The sequence below is a fragment of the Chitinophaga sp. CF118 genome (genome assembly GCF_900112615.1).
Lineage (GTDB): Bacteria > Bacteroidota > Bacteroidia > Chitinophagales > Chitinophagaceae > Chitinophaga.
The window spans coordinates 167,436-186,724 of sequence record NZ_FOMK01000011.1 but is presented as its reverse complement, the minus strand read 5'-3'; the positions used below and the strand labels follow the sequence as shown (position 1 = coordinate 186,724).

Genomic DNA, 19,289 nt, shown 5'->3' with positions numbered 1-19,289 from the left:
GTGTCAGGGACTAGCTTTTCTACCACGTCATCTGTCTTTATAATATAGCCTCTACATGAAGTATCGCGGATACCGGTAATAACAACATCAACAGGACTGTTCTACTTTGCCGGACCTTCAAGACAAGGTAGTTGAATCTTTTTCACTCCGTGTTCCTGTGCATACAGACTGGTAGTTAAACCTGACAGGAGAAGAACTCCTACCAGACTGGTTTTATAAAAAATATTTCTAATCATTTGCTTTTATTTTTTAAATAATTCCGGATGAGAATTCACTCATTGGCACTGTAATAAGTATTTCATTTTGAAGGTAGTGTTCAATTTTCTCTGCGTAGTATTTGTCTCTGAAATTTAATTTAGATTCAATTATACCATAGGCAATTAAACAGATATCTATTCTTAATTTTTCCTGATCAACAGTGTACCAATTAAGATTACTATTTAGATAATTTTCAAACACTTTTAACTGCCGATAACAATATAAGACCTCTGCTTCTGTGAGATAGTTTTTCCTTAGAACATTTCTGTAGATGAAATTCCTGAACTTCTGCCAACGGGTAGCCTCTTCAACTTTTACATCAACTGACAGCGCCGCAATATCTGTGATATTCAATGACAGGGTAGCTACTCTACCCGGTTCAATTCCCCTTCTGTAATACTCTTTCAGTTCATTCCAGGCAGTCCATCTGCTTCTATCCAGCGATAAGTCAGCCTGACGCAGATAAGCGTACAGAAAAAGAATAAACTCATACTTCAGAAATACTTTCTTCTTCATAAAAAACTATTAATGCATAAGCCATTTCCACTAGTCCCAGTGTACGATACACGAAACTGTCAGGCTGATTGACGAAGAGATGAATGATACAAGAAAAAGGTTGTCTAAAAGATGAGAGCTATTGCCTATAAACCCGTGAGGAATAATTCGGTTAATAGGATAATGGATTTCTGCCCGTATGTCGTAGGCGTACTATACGAATTTCATTAGGCATTATCCGGTAAGATACTCTGAAATGGTGTTTTTCAAAAGCACGCCATGTAGTATCATTAGCTAACTTATATTTATCGGGTGGATATTTTTTTGGATGCTTGGGTAAGTCAATGGTAATGTCAATGATTTCATCCCTCACTTTAGCGGCATTGAGTGGTGAATCCTGAAAAATATATTCGTAGGCCTTTTGTAGTTCCTCTTTAGCCTGTTTACTCCAGACAGTTACCATTTACTGGCTTCCTTTTTTAAATCTACAGCGTTAATAAAATCTCCTTTTTCAATTTCATCATTACCTGCATTCAGGTCCTGATTATATTCAGCAAGAGTTTGCGGCTTTTCAGAAGTATGATAGTCTATACCCATAATTTTTAGAGTACTTATCAACCATTCCTTTTTTGAAGCATCTTCAATGTTGTCAAAATCAATTATAAGTTCCATGAGCAGCATTTTTCTGTCTAAACCTTACTATCAATATACTTATTCTCGAGCGTTTTACAAAGTTAAAACTTTACGCAGGAATACTCCAAATTGTCAGGAGAATCTGAGAAATAAGCATTTATTCAAGATGTGTAAGGTTCCGGCGATAGTAAAAATGAAGAAAGCGCTGAAAATTCAGCGCTTTCCAATGTGGTGAACCGGATTGGATTCGAACCAATGACCTGCTGCTTAGAAGGCAGCTGCTCTATCCAGCTGAGCTACCGGTCCATTTTCCAAATTTCCTGTATATTTAACTTTTGATTTGGGAGTGCAAATCTATGTAAAATTCTATTAATTATTCAAAATTTCAGCCATTATTAAAATTAAAGACTTTTATGGACGTAAAAATTGAAGCTAGCTGGAAAGAAGCTTTAAAAGATGAATTCCACAAATCTTACTTTGATCAGATCGCGATGTTTCTCAAACATGAGAAAGCATTAAACCACCCTATATACCCCCCGGGGAACCTGATATTCAATGCATTCGACAAAACTCCCTTTGATAAGGTAAAGGTCGTATTACTTGGTCAGGACCCTTATCATGGTGACGGACAAGCACACGGATTATGCTTTTCTGTACAGGATGGCGTGAAACCCCCTCCTTCCCTGGTAAATATATTTAAAGAGCTCCGGGACGATCTTGGCCTGCCCATTTCGCCAAGCGGCAACCTGACCAAATGGGCGGAACATGGCGTATTGCTCCTGAATGCAATGCTCACCGTGAGGGCTAACGAACCGGCATCTCATAGTAAAATAGGCTGGGAGAACTTTACCGATGCCGTAATTAAAAAGGTCTCCGAAGCCAAACAAGATGTCGTATTTATGCTCTGGGGACGCTTTGCACAGGATAAACAGGTACTTATTGATGCTACCCGTCATCATATACTAAAAGCCGCACATCCCTCTCCTTTTAGCGCAGATAAAGGCTTTTTCGGCTGCCGGCACTTTTCAAAAGCGAATGCATTACTGGCAAAAGCAGGTATTGAACCAGTCGACTGGCAACTGTAACTAAAACTGGGACAAACTTATACATTATGAGCTGGCTAAAGAACCTCCTTGGCAGGTTATACGCTGCGTACGCACTTATTCTATTTATCAGCACCATGCTGATCATGTTATTACCAATGTGGCTGGTTTCCCTCCTTCCAGCCCCCTGGAATATCCGCTGTTTTATGACACTGGGCAGGGCATGGATGTGGATCTACATGCCTTTGATGTTTTGCCCTGTTTATAGAAAAGGAAAGAAATATTTCAAAAAAGGTCAGCCCTACATTATTGTATGTAACCATAACTCTATGGTGGATATTCCTGTAACAACCTATGCCATCCCAAGTGCCAGTAAAAGCCTTGCAAAGCAAAGTATGGCCAAAATACCCGTCTGGGGAATCATGTACAAAATAGGTAGTGTACTGGTGGACAGAGATGATCCGGAAAGCAGGAAACAGAGCTTTCTGGATATGAAAGAGGTCCTGGATATGGGCGTACATATGTTATTATACCCGGAAGGTACCCGCAACAAAACTGACGACCCACTTAAATCATTTTATGATGGAGCTTTTTCACTGGCAATAGATACCGGGAAGCCCATTATGCCAGCGGTACTGTTCAATACCCGCAAAATATTGCCTTCCGGTAAATCCTTCTTTGCATGGCCTCACAGAATAGATATTCATTTTCTGGAGCCTATAGAAACAGCAGGATTAACAGCAGATGATGTACCGGCATTAAAAGAGCAGGTATTCAAAATAATGTGGGAACATATCGAAAAAATGAAGGAGCCTGCTACATCTTAACAGGCTCCCTCACTATTTATCTTTTCAGCATAGCTACAAATCATAGAACGTTCGCGATCGGTTAATCTTAAGATCCCTTAAAATTCCAGATTTAGGACTGATTGTAATACTGAACTGCCGGTAAGTACCGATTGGTATTAAGTTGATAGACATCTGCCAGCAATGCAGATCGCGCGATATATAAATATTTGTATAAGCTAGTTGCCTGTTAATAAAATCAATACCGCTATTCACCCCTATCTTCCACTTTGGAGTAAGACTGAAATCTCCGTTAAAACTCAGGTACTGATTAAAACTGACTACCACACCTCCAGAATCAGGAATAATTTGCTTGCTGTAAGATAAGCTATAGGAAAGATCCAACTTCCAGGGAATATCAAAATCCACATACTCTCCCGGGTTCTTACGCACTGCTGCCAGCTGCCTTTGCTGGGCCTGGAATGCGGCATCCGTACTCTGCTCATTTTCTATGTCGCTGATTTCCTTTTCTTTCTCCTTACTCTTCTTATCGGAAGACTGGAAAGAAGTACTCATCGCAATTGTGGCATTCGTTAAACGTCCCAGGCTGATTTTACCTGCATTCCAAACATATTTATCCAGTTTTCTGCCACGGGCATTCACCTGATAAGGATCTATATTACCACTCGCCGTAATGTTCAATTTATCAAACAGGTTCGTTCGGGCGTAAATACTGAAGGTAGACAGCTTAAAACTATCTGCCAGCATATTATAAGATGTATTAATACCAAAACCATCCAGTAGCTTGATTTTCTTCTCATGATTGGCAGAGGTATCCTTTTTTGAATACACTTTCATTTCAAGGTTGTTATCCAACCCGAACGAGATAGACCCTGACCTGCCATCTGATGGTACGCCTACTGAAGAACTTGTAAAATAGGATTGTCTTATACTATCACCAGCCTTGTTATATTTCAGATAGTAATAGGCATCTTTTGCAAGATTCGGCTGATAACTGGCACTGATAGTAGGCCGCATTACATGCCGGATAGCCTTTATCTTGGATGTTTTGCTGAACTGGTACATACCATACAATGCTGTAGAGAGCGATATGCTGGCACTGGCTTGTCTGGCTGCAAAAAATTTGGATTCATATGTTGTATCAATACCTCCTACAGAGTCTACACTCACACGCTTGTCATCTTTCCACTCACGTTTTGTTTTCTTCGTATACCAGTATTCTGAATAACTGATCCCGGGAGAAAGCGTAAAATTCTTCAATACCGGAATAGAGAACGAAATAGGAATACTATGCTTCATCCCCGACTGTAACGCATCAAACATTTTAGACTTCCCGAACACAGAATCTTTAAATGTGACACTGTTATTCAATACAGTAGAGTAACCAATCCCTAACTTATAATACCATTTAGATGGCCCTACCATTTCTTTGGGCTGGAAAGGATACTGTGTATTTACGTTAAAGGTGGCAGATGGAAATGATATAGACACATCACGCGTACTCAGGTTCTGAGAGTGAGTGAGGCTGGAAGTAAAGTTATAAGGCTTACCCTGCCAGGTTTTGGAAAAGCTGATGGATGAACCGATATTATTATTTACACGGGTCGCATAATCGTATACGTTATACGTGTTGTAGCTGGAGGTACCAAAGTTCACATTCGCACCAAAGTTCACACCAGGACGAGCTTTACTGTCCATACTATGGTTCCAGGTTACACGGAAGTCACGCGAGCGGCTAAACTCAGTCTTCACAGAAGGATCCCCAAAACGCGTATTTGCAAAGCTCAGGGTCATCCCTCCATTATAATGGTATCGCTTTCTGTACGTAGGACTGGCAGTCAATGACCAGCTTCCATAAGAATAAATATCACCACGCATGGTAAGGTCAAAATTATCTCCCAACCCTAAATAATAACCACCGTTTTCAAGCCCCATCCCCTTTTGCGCATTCACGACATAACCCGGCATCAGAATCCCGGAACTCTGTCCCTGGGTAATAGGAAATATCGCAAATGGTATAAATAAAGGTGTGGGCACCCCTTCTATTTCAAGGTTGGCCGGACCGGATATCACCAGCTTATCCGGAATCACTTTGATCTTACGCGCCCTGAACTGGAAGTGAGGAGTATCCAGGTTACAGGTGGTATAACCATTTTTGAAACCGAAAATGCTATTGTCTGCCATGCGCTTTGTTTGCTGGCTGGCAACAAACCCCTCCCCGTACTGAGAACGGGTATTATAGATCTTAGCTCTTTGTGTATTAAAATTATAGCGTAAGGTATCCGAATCAAAGCTCTGGTCCTTATCCGTCATCTGCGGACGGCCATATGGTTTGCCACTGGTATCCAGCGCAGTAGTAGCCTCCAGAATACCAGTACTCTGATTAAAATTCATCCGTTCAGCACTGAGGTCTACTGTTTTATACTTCGTATTGGCAGTTCCATACAGATAAAAACGTTTGTCCGGTACCACTAATACAATGGAATCCTTTGCTTTATATGTTACAATAGCGTCCAGGCTGTCTTTAGATAGCTTAGGCATATCCAGACTATCTATACCCGTTGTATCGGTAACAGCATGCATACTATCTGTTATTGAAGGCACCGAAGTGTCTTTTTTTACTGATATTGCATCTTTTTTTCGGAACAACACCGTATCTTTTGCAATCGGCACGGTATCTGTGAAACTTTTGTTAAAGTAGTCAGGAAGATGTGGCGCGGGAGTTGCTATAGCATCTATAATAAAGGGAACGACAATTATTATACCGGCAAATACCAGGTATATCAGTCGCAAAAACTTTTTATAATTATTTTTGTAATTCAGGTGCATGTCTTAAACGGGCACAAACCTACAAGATTTTATACAAATTATTATCAATCGTAAAACGAAAAAGACTGTTGGAGCATATTTAACACCTCATGTATCGATGAAATAAGAATAAAGAATGACGGATCATATCGAATAAAGAAGCAGGATCTGTCGTTTATAACTATAACTAACTAACGCCCATTATATTAAAATAAAAATTGAGTCATGCGCTGGAACCGATTTTGGATTTTAGGATGTAGCACTTTACTAGGACTTTTTTTCATTTTTGCCAAAGATGCCCCCGGTGGCAAAAAAAGAAATCCCCCTATAAGAACAATTATTATAGATCCGGGACATAGTGCCCAAACGCCGGGTGCTCACGGTAAATTCTCGACAGAAGAAGGTGTTGTCCTGGATGTAGCCCTTAAACTAGGGAAACTGATAGAAGCCAATATGAAGGATGTACGTGTGGTATATACCCGAAAAACCAGTAACGCCCTGGCCTCTACCCTTAAAGCAGATCTTAACGAAAGAGCTATTATTGCCAACAGGGAAAAAGGAGACCTCTTCATTTCTATCCACTGTAATTCTGCAGGTCCTACCCGCAGGGTTACGGGGTATAAAACGGTGTATGTAAAGAAAGGCAAACGCAAAGTAGCCACCAAGCGTCCTATATATTCTACCTCCCCCAGTACCGCAGAAGGTACAGAAACCTATGTATGGGCCACCGGGAAGAACACTGCTAAAACAGAATCCCTGAGAGAAAGCCCGGTAATCATGCTCGATGCAAATTCTGAAGGTGCTAACCAGGTAATGGATATGTCTGATCCTGAAACCTTTATATTATTAAATACATTACGCAACACCTATTTTGATCAGAGCCTGCGCCTTTCTACATTAATAGAAGATGAATTTACTCATGTAGGAAGAATCAGCCGTGGAGCCAGACAACGTGATGAAAAAGGGATATGGGTACTGCAGGCCACCGCTATGCCGAGCGTACTTGTGGAATTAGGCTTTATCAGCAACCCGGAAGAAGAAAGGTATCTCAACTCTGAAGAGGGCCAGCAGGAAGCAGCCACCTGTATCTATAAAGCAATCCAACGCTATAAGGATGAACTGGGCCGTTATAGCACCCCTGATAATGAGGAGGCTCCCAGTATGCAGCCAACTCCTATCAGCTACAAAAAAGGTACTGGCCGTCAGCAGGTTACGGTAGCCAAGGGTAAAACGACGAAAGCCACTCCGGCTAAAACAATCGCTTCCAGAACCAGCATCGCCAAAAAGACAAGTACCAAAGAAAAAAACACTAAAGTGTTGGCTTCCAAAGGTTCTTCTAAGAATACATCAAAGGCTATAGCCTCCAGAAAAGTGGTTTTAAAGCCCTCCTTCGCGTATGATATCCAGTTAATGATAACAGATAAGAAGTATCGCTCCAACTCTACCATCTTTAATAAACTTGCCGGAAACATCCGGCAGGAACAGATAACGATCAATCATAAACGACTTAACAAATATATCTGGGGAAGTTTCAGATCGGAACCAGAAGCCAATACTGCTTTGCGTAAAGCAAAGCAGCTTGGCTTCTGGAATGCCTTTGTATTACCATTAAAAAACAATAATCGCCTGGCCAGCAGATAATTTCCTGCTATACACCACCATACCCCCAGTACTGTTAACAACCCCTATCCCCCGAAAATCCTTCTTTTTACACCTGATTGCCGCATAAATACCTGGAATTGAAAAGCCGGTATCAGATCTTGTATTGGTATTTCGATCCGACAATTGATTGCCCGCAACCTTTTTTGTTTATTTTTGCAGGAACGTATAACGTATTCTCATGCTTAAAGTATCTAATGAAACCAAAGTAGGAGTTCTTACTGCGGTGTCTATTGCATTACTGTTTTTGGGTTTTAATCTATTAAAAGGAAAGAGCCTTTTTTCATCTGGTAAAACTATTTATGCTGTATATACACAAGTGAACGGACTCCAGCCATCCAATACCGTACAGGTGAATGGCCTGGTAGTCGGGAATGTTGCTAATCTCGATGTATTGGACAATAATGCAGGTAAGATCCTGGTTACCATTAGAATCAAGAAGAAAATAAACATCCCTTATAATTCCGTTGCCCGTATTACAAGCGATCTTTTAGGCAGTAAAGCCGTTCAGATCGATTTTGGTAACGCTAATACATATCTGAAAGATGGAGATACCGTATATGCAGCCGTAGACGGCTCTATCACAGATGCCCTGAAGGAACAGTTAAGCCCCCTGGTTAAAAAGCTGGAAGTTACACTGGGATCTGTAGATTCCGTACTGCTCACTGTCAACTCCATTTTCGATACTACCACCAAAGGGAACCTGCGTGAAGCGATCGCTAACCTGAATACAACTATGGGTAACTTCAGCAAAACTTCAGCCTCCCTGAACAGGATGCTGGATCCTAAAACAGGCAGTCTGGCTATTACCCTTAATAACTTTCAGTCTATTTCCGGAAATCTGAAGAATAATAATGATAAAATAACAGGCATCCTTACCAATGCAGAAAAAACAACTTCTGCCCTGGCCAACGGAAATCTGGATAAAACACTTCTTGAGCTGCAGCAAATGGCTACACGCCTCAATGAGACGCTCGGAAAGCTGAACAGTACAGATGGATCACTGGGATTATTAATGAATGACAAAAAGGTCTATAACAACCTGCAGAATTCTCTGGGAAGCCTGAATAAACTGCTGGAAGACCTTAAAGCTAATCCTAAACGATACGTACATTTCTCTCTGTTCGGCAAGAAATCAAAAGTACAGCCCATACCATCAGATACCGCAAAGGCACTATGATCTTGAAGATGCAGCAATTAGCAAAATACGGGCTCATCCTGGCAGGGATTTGCCTGGGTAGGTTCTTTCCGGCGATGGCACAGCAACCGGCACAGGGCAATACGGATTCTACCAAGGTGATTCATATCATTCAGTCGGATAAACTGAATGTAATCACCAAAGACTCCCAACAGCTGAACCGCTTTATAGGAGATGCCATCTTTCGCCAGGGCAATACCCTCTTCTATTGCGATAGCGCGCTCATTAACAGGGCAGACAACGTACTGGATGCCTATGGACATATCCACATCAACCAGGCAGACAGTATCAATATCTATGGAGACTACCTTCATTATGAAGGAGATACCAAACTGGCTACCCTCCGCGATAATGCCAGACTTACCGATGGCAAAATCACCATTTCCGGCCCGGAACTGCAATATGATATGAATGCCCGTATAGGTACTTATGTACAGGGAGGAAAGCTGGTAAACGGTAAAAGTGTACTCACCAGCCAGGAAGGCTTCTACTATGCAGATACAAAAGACGTTTATTTTAAGAAAAATGTAGTGATGATAGATCCGGAGTATACCCTCACTACCGATACACTCCTTTATAATACAGAAACCAAAATAGCAACCATAGTGGCACCAACTACCATCAATGATGGTAAGACCATTATGTACGCTACTTCCGGTACTTATAATACAGAATCAGGCCAGGGAAACTTTGACAGCAGACCTACCATTGAAGATAGTACTGCTACCATTACTGCAGATAATATCACGATGGACAAAGCTACCGGCATGGCATATGCTACCGGTAACATGGTTTACCGCGATACTGCCCAGAAAATGACATTACTCTCCAACTATGGTACAGTAAACCAGAAGGAGAAAACGATCCTGGCTACCCAGCATCCGCTAATGATCATGGAACGCGAAAAAGATACCATGTTCGTTACCGCCGATACCCTGTTCTCCGGAATTATCAAAAAAGATACTACCAAACATATTAATCCGAAAGCAGGAAAGGATTCGGTATTGGTTCTCCGGAAGGATGTTGATTCATCCGGAACGGTAAAAGATTCGGCATTTATGAAGGGTTTGGCCCTTGCGATAAAAGACTCGACAGAAGCCGGACGGGATTCAGCATTAGTGATCACAAAGGCTGCAGATTCAATTCTGGTGATTAAGAAAGATACAGTGGAGATAGGTCCCAAACCTCAAACACTGGCATTAAAATCTGATACCACAAGCGAAAAGAAAGATACTTCCGAAACCCGTTATCTCATGGCATGGCATAATGTAAAGATCTTTTCGGATTCATTACAGGGCGTGGCAGACAGTTTATATTATTCTTCCAAAGATTCTATCTTCCGCTTTTATAAACAACCCGTATTGTGGGCAACTGGGACACAGCTAACCGGCGATACGATCTTCTTGTATATTAAAAACCAGACTGCAGATAAAATCCTCCTGGATCAGAATGGCCTTATTGTAAAAGAAGCAGGAAAGAATTTATATAACCAGATTAAAGGCAACCAGATCACCGGCTACTTTTCAGGACAAACACTTGACTGGATGCACGTTGACGGGAATGCTGAAAGTATCTATTACATTAAAGATGATGATGGTGGCTTTATCAGTGTAAATAAAACACTGAGTGGTATCATTAACATCTACTTCAGAAACAGCGAACTGCATCACGTTACATTTATTAAAGATCCGGAAGGAACCATGTATCCTTTCTCTCAACGCCCGCTGGACCAGCTGCTGCTGGAAAACTTCCACTGGGAAATAGACCGGAAACCCAAATCAAAATATGATCTGATAGGGACCATAAATATTAAAACAGCATCTGAAATAACAACGAAAAAAGAATAACCATGATCAAAAAATTCCTCTCTCCTATCTACCAGTTTTTACATGATAGCCGGGCAGTAGGAATTGTGCTGATCATATGTACTATTCTCTCCCTGTTCCTTGCCAATTCACCCTGGCAACAGGCTTATCTTGCATTGTGGGACACTGTAGTACATATTCCGGTTGGAAATTTCCCACATACTACATTACACTGGATCAATGACGGTTTAATGGTTCCTTTCTTCTTCCTGGTAGGAATGGAAATCAAGAGAGAACTGACCATTGGAGAATTATCGTCTATACGTAAATCCATGCTACCGGTAATAGCCGCCTTTGGAGGAATGGTCTGCCCGGCATTGATCTTTCTGCTTTTTAATGGAGGTACTGCTTACGCACATGGCTGGGGTATTCCGATGGCCACAGATATCGCCTTTTCACTCGGTGTATTATCCCTGCTGGGCAACCGGGTACCAGTTACCTTAAAGATTTTCCTGACAGCCCTGGCTATTATAGACGACCTGGGAGCAATCCTTACCATCGCTGTTTTTTATACTGCAAGTCTGCATACAGGCTATCTCCTTGGAGCTGCGGGCATTATGCTATTACTTATCATCCTGAACCTGTACAAGATCCAAAAACTGGTTTTCTATATTATACCGGGTATTATATTATGGTACTGTATCTATAACTCCGGAATCCATGCAACGATAGCGGGTGTGTTACTGGCCTGCTGTATGCCGCTTACGCGATTACCGGCTCTCATTATCCGCCTGCATGATCCTGTGAATTTCATCATTATGCCGGTTTTTGCGCTATCTAATACAGCTATCGTATTTCCTCCGGATATACTGCATACGTTCAATAATTCAATCAGTTATGGGATTCTGGCGGGGTTGGTCATTGGTAAACCACTGGGTATTTTCGGATTTTCTTACATTGCTGCCCGGCTCAAACTGGCAACCCTACCCCATCACACCCGTTGGTCGCAGGTGTTGGGAGTTGGTATTATTGCCGGCATAGGTTTTACCATGTCAATTTTTATTTCCACCCTGGCATTTACGGAAATTTCCCTGCAGATAACTTCAAAGATAGCCGTAATTGCGGCATCCCTGATATCCGGTATAGTTGGCTATTGTTACTTAAAGAAGCAATAATCGCCATACTGGCATCGTTATTGCAGAGCAATTCCAATTAACATGAAAAAAACGCTGTTCATAACGATGCTTCTGGGACTGGGTATCAACCATGCAAATGCGCAGTTGAAAGGTAACCCCCAGGTGGGCTTACGCCTTGGATTGCCATTTGGTGCTACAGCTCGATATTTTTTTGACGATGCAAATGCAGTAGAAGGTATAGCGGGGGCATATGCGCACACATTTACCATCACAGGATTATACGAAAGACATTTTGACCTGTCGGCATTAACTACAGATGGTTTTGGATGGTTTATAGGGGGAGGAGCACATATGGGGAGTCGTAAGGAAGAAGGTAATGTGAAGTTTATTGCAGGTGTAGATGGTATTGGCGGAATAGATTATACATTCCCCTCCTTACCAATCAATTTAAGCCTTGACTGGAAGCCTGCCATTCATTTCAACACATCCTCAGATCTGGCGGATTTTGCTATTTCAGTGAGGTATACATTCGGGAGATAAAAAATTGCGTATTCTTTAAAACCAGTTATATATGAAACAACTTGTGTTATTCTTTGGCCTGTTTGCAATGATCACTGTACAGGCAAGTGCACAAAAAAGAGGAGGCGATTCGCCCGCAAATTATTCGACAGCTATTGGTGTAAGGGTTAATCCTTATCTGGTTGGCTTTACTGTAAAACACTTCATTACCGGTCCACATGCAATTGAAGGCCTGGTTACGTCCAATGTAAGCAGAAACAGAAACGCTACGATTACTGGCCTGTATGAGTACAACTGGAACGTTTTCGGCAAGTCTGAATTCGTAATGTATGCAGGTGGTGGAGCACACGTAGGGTTCTATGACCGTTATGATTACGATTATGACAACTACTACCGCCACGGCGATGGTACATATGCAACAGCCGGTCTGGATGGCATTTTCGGTTTGGAATATACTTTCAGAAAGATTCCCCTGGTAGTAAGTGCTGACTTAAAACCATACTTCAATTTCAGTGGTGGAACACATCACATGGGTGAAGAAATTGGTGGTATATCAGCAAGGTATACTTTCAGATAATCTGTCTGTAAAAATTATTCAATGACGAATTGTGATGAAATTATTCATTCGCAATTCGTCATTGTCGTTTTAGGAATTATTATATTTATAAGCCATGCCCCTTAGGCAGGTTTATTATGAAAATATTCACCTCTCCACAAATACGCGAAGCTGATGCTTATACAATCAGGCACACTCCCATCAGCAGCCTGGAACTGATGGAAAAAGCCGCGCTTGCCAGTACTGACTGGCTCGTTAAACATCACATCGCACAATATCCTGTTTCCATCCTTTGTGGTATGGGGAATAATGGCGGAGACGGACTAGCTATCACCCGTTTACTTCGAAATCTGGGCTGCAACGCACAGGCTTACATCGTACATCACAGCAAACAATCATCTGCAGACCAACTGGCCAATTATGAAGCCCTGCAGCAACACTATCCTGGCAACCTTCATCATATTCACACACTAGCGGATTTACCTTCTTTTACGCCCGGCTCAGTTCTGATTGATGCCATATTGGGTACAGGACTCAGCAGACCCGCAGAAGGGCTGACAGCAGACCTCATCGATAGCGTAAACAAACTTTATGATGAGCATACAATAATAGCAATAGATATTCCGTCGGGATTAATGGCAGATACTTCCTCTATTAATCAGCCTTCAATACAGGCACATCATACCCTCAGTTTTGAGTTTTATAAACTAGCCTTCCTGCTACCCGAAAATGCGATGCGCGTAGGTGAAGTACATCTCTTATCCATCGGGCTGCATCCTGATTACATCGCCAATACCCCCGCACGTTTTGAGGTAACTGATGAAGCACAGATCCGTGCGATATACAAACCACGCAAGCCGTTTTCACATAAAGGCACTTTCGGCCATGTATTGCTGATAGCCGGGAGTCATGGTAAAATGGGAGCAGCTGTACTAAGCGCTAAATCCTGTCTGCAGGCAGGTGTGGGATTGCTCTCCTGTCATATTCCAAAATGCGGATATGAGATCATTCAGATCTCTGTGCCTTCGGCCATGTGTATTACAGATGAGCAATACGATCACAGTTCCAGCTTCCATAATAATATATCTACTGAGGAAGAAGCCAGGCGATACAAAGCTATTGGCATAGGTCCCGGACTGGGTACAGCTGCCGGAACCTGCTGGGCTTTGGATAAATTGCTGGAAAACTATCATCAGCCAATGGTACTGGATGCAGATGCATTAAATATCCTCTCCACAGCCCCTGGTATGATGGCTAAAGTCCCCGCCAATTCCATATTAACACCTCATCCCAAAGAATTTGAACGCTTATTCGGTAAAACAGCCAATGATATAGAACGACTGGAGTTACTGATACGAAAAGCCGTTGAAAAACAACTTCATATATTGCTGAAAGGCAGGTATACGGCCATGGCAAGTCCTGACGGCTCCCTTTATTTTAATGCAACGGGCAATCCCGGCATGGCTACCGGAGGTAGTGGAGATGTACTCACAGGCATTATCACTTCCCTGCTGGCACAAGGTTATACCCCTAAAGAAGCGATGCTGCTGGGGGTTTACATCCATGGCCTTGCCGGCGATTACGCCGCAGCCAGTCATTCACAGGAGGCTATGACAGCCGAAGATATCAGTAGCTTTCTCGGCGCCACTTTTCTCAAGTTGCATAAAAATCGATAAATCCGGTTTACGGATATTCATTATCGTAATTGATAAAAGTTTATATTTATAGAATTGTAAAAATTCCCGATATGAATATTGTATATCTCGTTCCATGTTTTGGCGTAATAGCGTTACTATTTACAGCAATCCGAAGTTCCTGGGTATCCCGTCAGGATCCCGGTAATGAAAAAATGCAGGAAATAGCCCGGTACATTTCAGAAGGTGCAATGGCATTTCTTAAAGCTGAATATAAGATCCTCACTTATTTTGTGATCATAGCAGCTCTTTTACTTGCTTATATGGGAGCCTCTCACCATAATTCCGACTGGACCATTGCCCTGGCCTTTATTATGGGTGCGGTATTTTCTGCAACTGCCGGTTTTATTGGGATGAAGATAGCCACTAAAGCGAATGTACGTACCGCGCAGGCGGCACGCAGCAGCCTTGCAAAAGCTCTAAAAGTTTCTTTTACAGGAGGTTCTGTAATGGGAATGGGGGTAGCGGGTCTTGCTGTACTCGGACTGGGTTCCCTGTTCATTCTGCTGAAAGCATATTTTGGAGCAACTGCCAATACAGATGAGATGATCAAGACCATTGAGGTATTGACGGGTTTCTCCCTGGGCGCAGAAAGCATCGCACTGTTTGCCCGCGTTGGTGGCGGGATCTATACCAAAGCTGCAGATGTTGGCGCCGACCTGGTAGGGAAAGTGGAAGCTGGCATCCCCGAAGATGATCCCCGTAATCCTGCTACCATTGCAGATAACGTAGGTGATAACGTGGGAGACGTAGCCGGTATGGGCGCCGATCTTTTCGGTTCCTACGTGGCCACAGTACTTGCTACCATGGTATTGGGCAGCGAAATTATTTCTCATGACAATTTTGGCGGATTAGCCCCCATCATATTACCTATGCTGATTGCCGGCATGGGTATCGTATTCTCTATCATTGCCACTTTATTTGTTCGCATCTCTGATACTGCCGGTTTAAGCACAAGTGTAGTACAAAGAGCATTGAATATGGGTAACTGGGGATCTATCATACTCTCTGGTATTGCCAGTGCTGCACTGGTATATTATATTCTGCCAGCAGATGCGATCTATTTAAAACGCGACTTCATTCCAGGTACCGACCAGTTGAAAGAAGGTGCCAAAGCTATCACTCAAAACGGTGTGGTGGGTGCCATCGTAGTGGGTCTCACAGTAGGTACACTAATGAGCATGATCACAGAATATTACACCGCTATGGGCAAACGTCCGGTAATGTCAATCATCCGCCAGTCGTCCACAGGCCATGCAACAAACGTGATCGGTGGTTTGGCTGTAGGTATGGAATCTACCTTACTGCCTATCCTGGTACTTGCCTCAGGGATCTATGGTTCATTCTATTGTGCGGGTTTATATGGTGTGGCAATAGCGGCAGCAGGTATGATGGCCACTACCGCCATGCAGCTGGCCATCGATGCTTTTGGTCCTATTGCAGATAATGCAGGTGGAATTGCTGAAATGAGTGAACTGCCTAAAGATGTTCGTGAAAAAACAGATATCCTGGATGCAGTGGGTAACACAACAGCAGCTACCGGTAAAGGTTTTGCTATTGCCTCTGCAGCCCTCACCGCACTTGCACTATTTGCTGCATTTGTAGGAGTGGCAGGGATCAGCGGTATTGATATTTATAAAGCTGATGTACTCGCAGGTTTATTTGTAGGAGGTATGATCCCCTTCATTTTCTCTTCCCTTGCAATACGTGCAGTAGGTGAAGCGGCAATGAGTATGGTAGAAGAAGTGCGCCGGCAGTTTAAAGAGATTCCGGGAATCATGGAAGGTACAGGCAAGCCCGAATACGATAAATGCGTGGCTATCTCTACGCAGGCGTCTATCAGGAAGATGATGTTACCGGGTGCTATTGCGTTGCTGGCACCTATTATTATGGGTTTCATCTTCGGACCAGAAGTACTGGGTGGATTCCTGGCAGGTGCTACAGTAAGTGGTGTGCTTATGGGGATGTTCCAGAATAATGCTGGTGGTGCATGGGATAATGCAAAGAAATCATTTGAAAAAGGTGTTGAAATTAATGGCGTTACCTACTATAAAAAATCAGAACCACATAAGGCTTCCGTTACCGGAGATACTGTGGGAGATCCTTTTAAAGATACTTCCGGTCCATCTATGAACATCCTTATCAAATTAATGTCTATCGTATCACTGGTGATTGCCCCTACCCTTGCAGAACTATTTCATACAATCAAGGTAGTAGAAAAAACTACCGTGAAAACAGAACAGGTGATAGAGACTAAAGTAGTAACAGTAAAGAAATAAGTTTTCTTAGAATAAAACGGCCTGTATTCAATGTTGAAAACAAGCCTCAAGAAAAATTAAAGCTGGTCTAAAAAGACCAGCTTTAATTTTTTCTATAAAACATATGTATGGCGTGATTTAACAGGGATATCAAAAAAATCTATGCAAACACCTTCCTCATTATTTAAAATCCTGCCGAAATGAGGGAATGGCAAGGCTGTAACCCGCAAGCTCTTCATTTGTTTCTGATGGAACCTCATTTTATTTTCATAGAACTAATTGCAACCCGGAATGTTTATTGCTATAAGATAGTTCCATTCAGATCTTATCAAATTAAAAATAGATACACATGAAAGTTGCCATCATCGGAGCCTCCGGCTTCATCGGTTCAGCTATTTTGAAAGAAGCATTAGAAAGAGGCCATACCGTTACCGCTATTGTAAGACATCCTGAAAAAATAACAACAAAGCACCCCCAGTTGACGGTTAAAAAGGGCGATGTGACGAATGCACCGGAAGTTGCCGCCTTGGTTGCAGGAAATGATGCAGTAATAAGCGCTTTCAATTCATATGATCCAGCTACTTATGTGACAGCAATCCATGCAATTATCAATGGGGTAAAGCAGGCAGGTATCAAACGGTTACTGGCAGTAAGTGGTGCAGGGAGTCTGGAAATAGAACCCGGTGTACAGGTGCTGGATACACCAGAATTTCCGGCAGCATGGAAAGATGGAGCCTCTGCTACCCGTGATGCCTTCTATGTAATCAAACAGCAAAATGACCTGGATTGGACAGTGTTAAGTCCTGCAATCATGATAGAACCAGGTGAGCGTACGGGTAAATTCCGTTTAGGTAAAGACCAGGTAGTAGCAGATGAAAAAGGTGATAGTAAAATATCCACAGCAGATTATGCGGTAGCTATGATTGATGAACTGGAAAAACCAGCACACATCAGGGAAAGATTCACTTTAGCTTACTAATTCATCCTTTATATTTCAGGGGTTGTATCAAAGGATGGTACAACCTCTTCTTATTTGGAAAACAGCTACATCTCTTAAATGGATATAGTCCGCCATCACCACCTGAATAAAGCAAAAGCCATGGAAAGAAATGTATTAAAACATAAATCCTATCTCATTTTTCCGGGACTCACTCCATATTTTTTCCTGAAAGAATTGCTGAAATGCTGGATAGAAGAATATCCGAATGTATCTGCAATATCTGTCAGTGAGCGGCTTCCTTCCAGTACCAGTTGTCTTGCGTGCTCCATACGGTGATCATTCAGATAACCGAAAACAGTATTATCAAATACCTGTTTAAATCCTGATTTTAATTTGAATTCATTCAATCCTGCCAGCCTTGACAATTCCTGTAGAGAAGGTGGTTCCTGCAATTGTGCCAGTAAAATATCACGGGCGTAATAGATCTTTTCTTTATCTGTCGAAGAAATAGTATTACCTGCTGAAGAACGAAGCTCTGTAACACGCTCGTACTGCTCACATTGAAGAGCCAGCAGTTCCAGTATTTTCGATTGAAGATATAATTTCTTGAGTCCACCATTAAACTCGCATTTTTTTATTTCATCCAGGATCATAAGCATCCGGGAAGTAATTGGCTGATTATTTTTCTTATTCAGATAGATGGCTTTCCCTCCCGCCACTTTATCTGCCAAGCCATCCAGTACCCGGCCATTATTAACAGCCAGTTCCAGGAAACGTTCTTTGGAGAAACTCAACATCACCATCTCCAGGTCTTCCTGTTTGATCACATCTGCATTTTCAGCATCAAAAGGATTATAGATCAGGTTATGCTCCAATGTAGAGAAACGACGTTTGCCCGCAATTCCGAACATACCTTCTATATTTGTATCAACCTGCCCATGTACCATAAATAACAGGGATACAGCATCCATATTATCTGAAGAGAATATATGCAGGTTTTGATATACCTGCGCATCTCCTACTGCAATATGACACCCGTCAAAATACATTTCTCTGAAAGTAGCTTCCCCGAAATCACGCTTCAATTGCTGTGTTTCTTCTATCAGCAAAGGAGTAGACATTTTCTCTACATCGAATTGGAAAGTTTCCTGAAATAATAACTCATGTGAGTCACTCGTGATCTGAAAGCCCATAATAATCCGTTAAATATAAATTTTAATCCTTTTCGTGTAACAGTTTACCGGACGAAGTACTTCAAATTTGCACAAAAATATTCCTAAATATTTAATATTTCTTTTATGATTGGAATATTCTGTACGAATATTAGTACTATTCAAGATAAGAATACTGTAATTGAGGCCATTTTAACCTCTTTCAAAGTCATTGCCTGTAGTATTGATTTAGAGGATTGCGATAAGGTGTTGCGCATCGTTCCCCAACATCAGAGGATAGAAGAAACAATTATCATAGAGTTTATACAA

General features: G+C 42.0%; 17 protein-coding genes and 1 tRNA gene. 11 read left to right on the top strand and 7 right to left on the bottom strand.

Annotation, left to right across the window (positions count from 1 at the left end; translation table 11 throughout):
- Window positions 1–101 precede the first annotated feature (101 nt).
- The 5 genes from BM176_RS33010 to BM176_RS28340 form a co-directional block, all read right to left on the bottom strand.
- Entirely contained in the window at window positions 102–236 is a 135-nt protein-coding gene (locus tag BM176_RS33010; protein WP_255373601.1) for a hypothetical protein, read from the bottom strand.
- Between the two features lie 13 nt (window positions 237–249).
- Window positions 250–774, bottom strand: coding sequence for a hypothetical protein (locus BM176_RS28355; protein ID WP_090107775.1), 525 nt, complete (start codon window positions 772–774; stop codon window positions 250–252).
- Between the two features lie 151 nt (window positions 775–925).
- Entirely contained in the window at window positions 926–1,216 is a 291-nt protein-coding gene (locus BM176_RS28350; RefSeq protein ID WP_090107774.1) for a type II toxin-antitoxin system RelE/ParE family toxin, read from the bottom strand.
- Window positions 1,210–1,425, bottom strand: a complete 216-nt coding sequence (locus tag BM176_RS28345; protein WP_090107801.1) for a hypothetical protein — start codon at window positions 1,423–1,425, stop codon at window positions 1,210–1,212. The genes BM176_RS28350 and BM176_RS28345 overlap by 7 nt, the downstream gene beginning before the upstream one ends.
- Window positions 1,426–1,615: 190 nt before the next feature.
- A tRNA-Arg gene (locus BM176_RS28340) sits at window positions 1,616–1,692 on the bottom strand.
- Window positions 1,693–1,799: 107 nt separating this feature from the next.
- Between BM176_RS28340 and ung the strand changes: the two genes are divergently transcribed.
- Window positions 1,800–2,471 carry a uracil-DNA glycosylase gene (gene ung / locus BM176_RS28335; protein ID WP_090107773.1) on the top strand — a complete coding sequence of 224 codons (672 nt, stop codon included), beginning with the start codon at window positions 1,800–1,802 and terminating at the stop codon, window positions 2,469–2,471.
- Window positions 2,472–2,497: 26 nt separating this feature from the next.
- On the top strand, window positions 2,498–3,256 hold the full coding sequence (locus BM176_RS28330; protein WP_090107772.1) for a lysophospholipid acyltransferase family protein: 759 nt from the start codon (window positions 2,498–2,500) through the stop codon (window positions 3,254–3,256).
- A gap of 33 nt (window positions 3,257–3,289) precedes the next feature.
- Here BM176_RS28330 and BM176_RS28325 read toward each other — a convergent pair whose 3' ends face one another.
- Window positions 3,290–6,028: a putative LPS assembly protein LptD gene (locus BM176_RS28325; RefSeq protein ID WP_143097946.1), complete on the bottom strand. Its 2,739-nt coding sequence runs from the start codon at window positions 6,026–6,028 to the stop codon at window positions 3,290–3,292.
- A gap of 240 nt (window positions 6,029–6,268) precedes the next feature.
- Here BM176_RS28325 and BM176_RS28320 point away from each other — a divergent pair, with 240 nt between their 5' ends.
- The 9 genes from BM176_RS28320 to BM176_RS28280 all read left to right on the top strand — a co-directional run bounded on the left by BM176_RS28320 (window position 6,269) and on the right by BM176_RS28280 (window position 17,847).
- Window positions 6,269–7,684 (top strand): N-acetylmuramoyl-L-alanine amidase family protein, encoded by a 1,416-nt coding sequence (locus tag BM176_RS28320; RefSeq protein WP_090107770.1) that lies wholly within the window; start codon window positions 6,269–6,271, stop codon window positions 7,682–7,684.
- 199 nt (window positions 7,685–7,883) lie between these two features.
- Window positions 7,884–8,882 carry an MlaD family protein gene (locus BM176_RS28315; protein WP_090107769.1) on the top strand — a complete coding sequence of 333 codons (999 nt, stop codon included), beginning with the start codon at window positions 7,884–7,886 and terminating at the stop codon, window positions 8,880–8,882.
- The gene (locus BM176_RS28310; protein ID WP_090107768.1) at window positions 8,879–10,747 is read left to right on the top strand and encodes an OstA-like protein; all 1,869 of its coding nucleotides are present in this window, start codon (window positions 8,879–8,881) and stop codon (window positions 10,745–10,747) included. Before BM176_RS28315 ends, BM176_RS28310 begins: the two co-directional genes overlap by 4 nt.
- A 2-nt stretch (window positions 10,748–10,749) precedes the next feature.
- Entirely contained in the window at window positions 10,750–11,880 is a 1,131-nt protein-coding gene (gene nhaA, locus BM176_RS28305) for a Na+/H+ antiporter NhaA (protein WP_090107767.1), read from the top strand.
- 42 nt (window positions 11,881–11,922) lie between these two features.
- Window positions 11,923–12,381 carry a hypothetical protein gene (locus BM176_RS28300; RefSeq protein WP_090107766.1) on the top strand — a complete coding sequence of 153 codons (459 nt, stop codon included), beginning with the start codon at window positions 11,923–11,925 and terminating at the stop codon, window positions 12,379–12,381.
- A 31-nt stretch (window positions 12,382–12,412) separates the two neighbouring features.
- Window positions 12,413–12,937, top strand: a complete 525-nt coding sequence (locus tag BM176_RS28295) for a hypothetical protein (protein ID WP_090107765.1) — start codon at window positions 12,413–12,415, stop codon at window positions 12,935–12,937.
- Window positions 12,938–13,053: 116 nt separating this feature from the next.
- Complete coding sequence (locus BM176_RS28290; protein ID WP_090107764.1) at window positions 13,054–14,592, top strand: NAD(P)H-hydrate dehydratase; 1,539 nt, start codon at window positions 13,054–13,056, stop codon at window positions 14,590–14,592.
- A 71-nt stretch (window positions 14,593–14,663) separates the two neighbouring features.
- Window positions 14,664–16,889, top strand: coding sequence for a sodium-translocating pyrophosphatase (locus tag BM176_RS28285; RefSeq protein WP_090107763.1), 2,226 nt, complete (start codon window positions 14,664–14,666; stop codon window positions 16,887–16,889).
- Window positions 16,890–17,217: 328 nt separating this feature from the next.
- The gene (locus BM176_RS28280; RefSeq protein ID WP_090107762.1) at window positions 17,218–17,847 is read left to right on the top strand and encodes an NAD(P)-dependent oxidoreductase; all 630 of its coding nucleotides are present in this window, start codon (window positions 17,218–17,220) and stop codon (window positions 17,845–17,847) included.
- 149 nt (window positions 17,848–17,996) lie between these two features.
- Here the strand turns inward: BM176_RS28280 and BM176_RS28275 are convergent, their stop codons facing one another.
- Entirely contained in the window at window positions 17,997–19,001 is a 1,005-nt protein-coding gene (locus BM176_RS28275; protein WP_090107761.1) for a helix-turn-helix transcriptional regulator, read from the bottom strand.
- Between the last annotated feature and the right edge of the window lie 288 nt (window positions 19,002–19,289).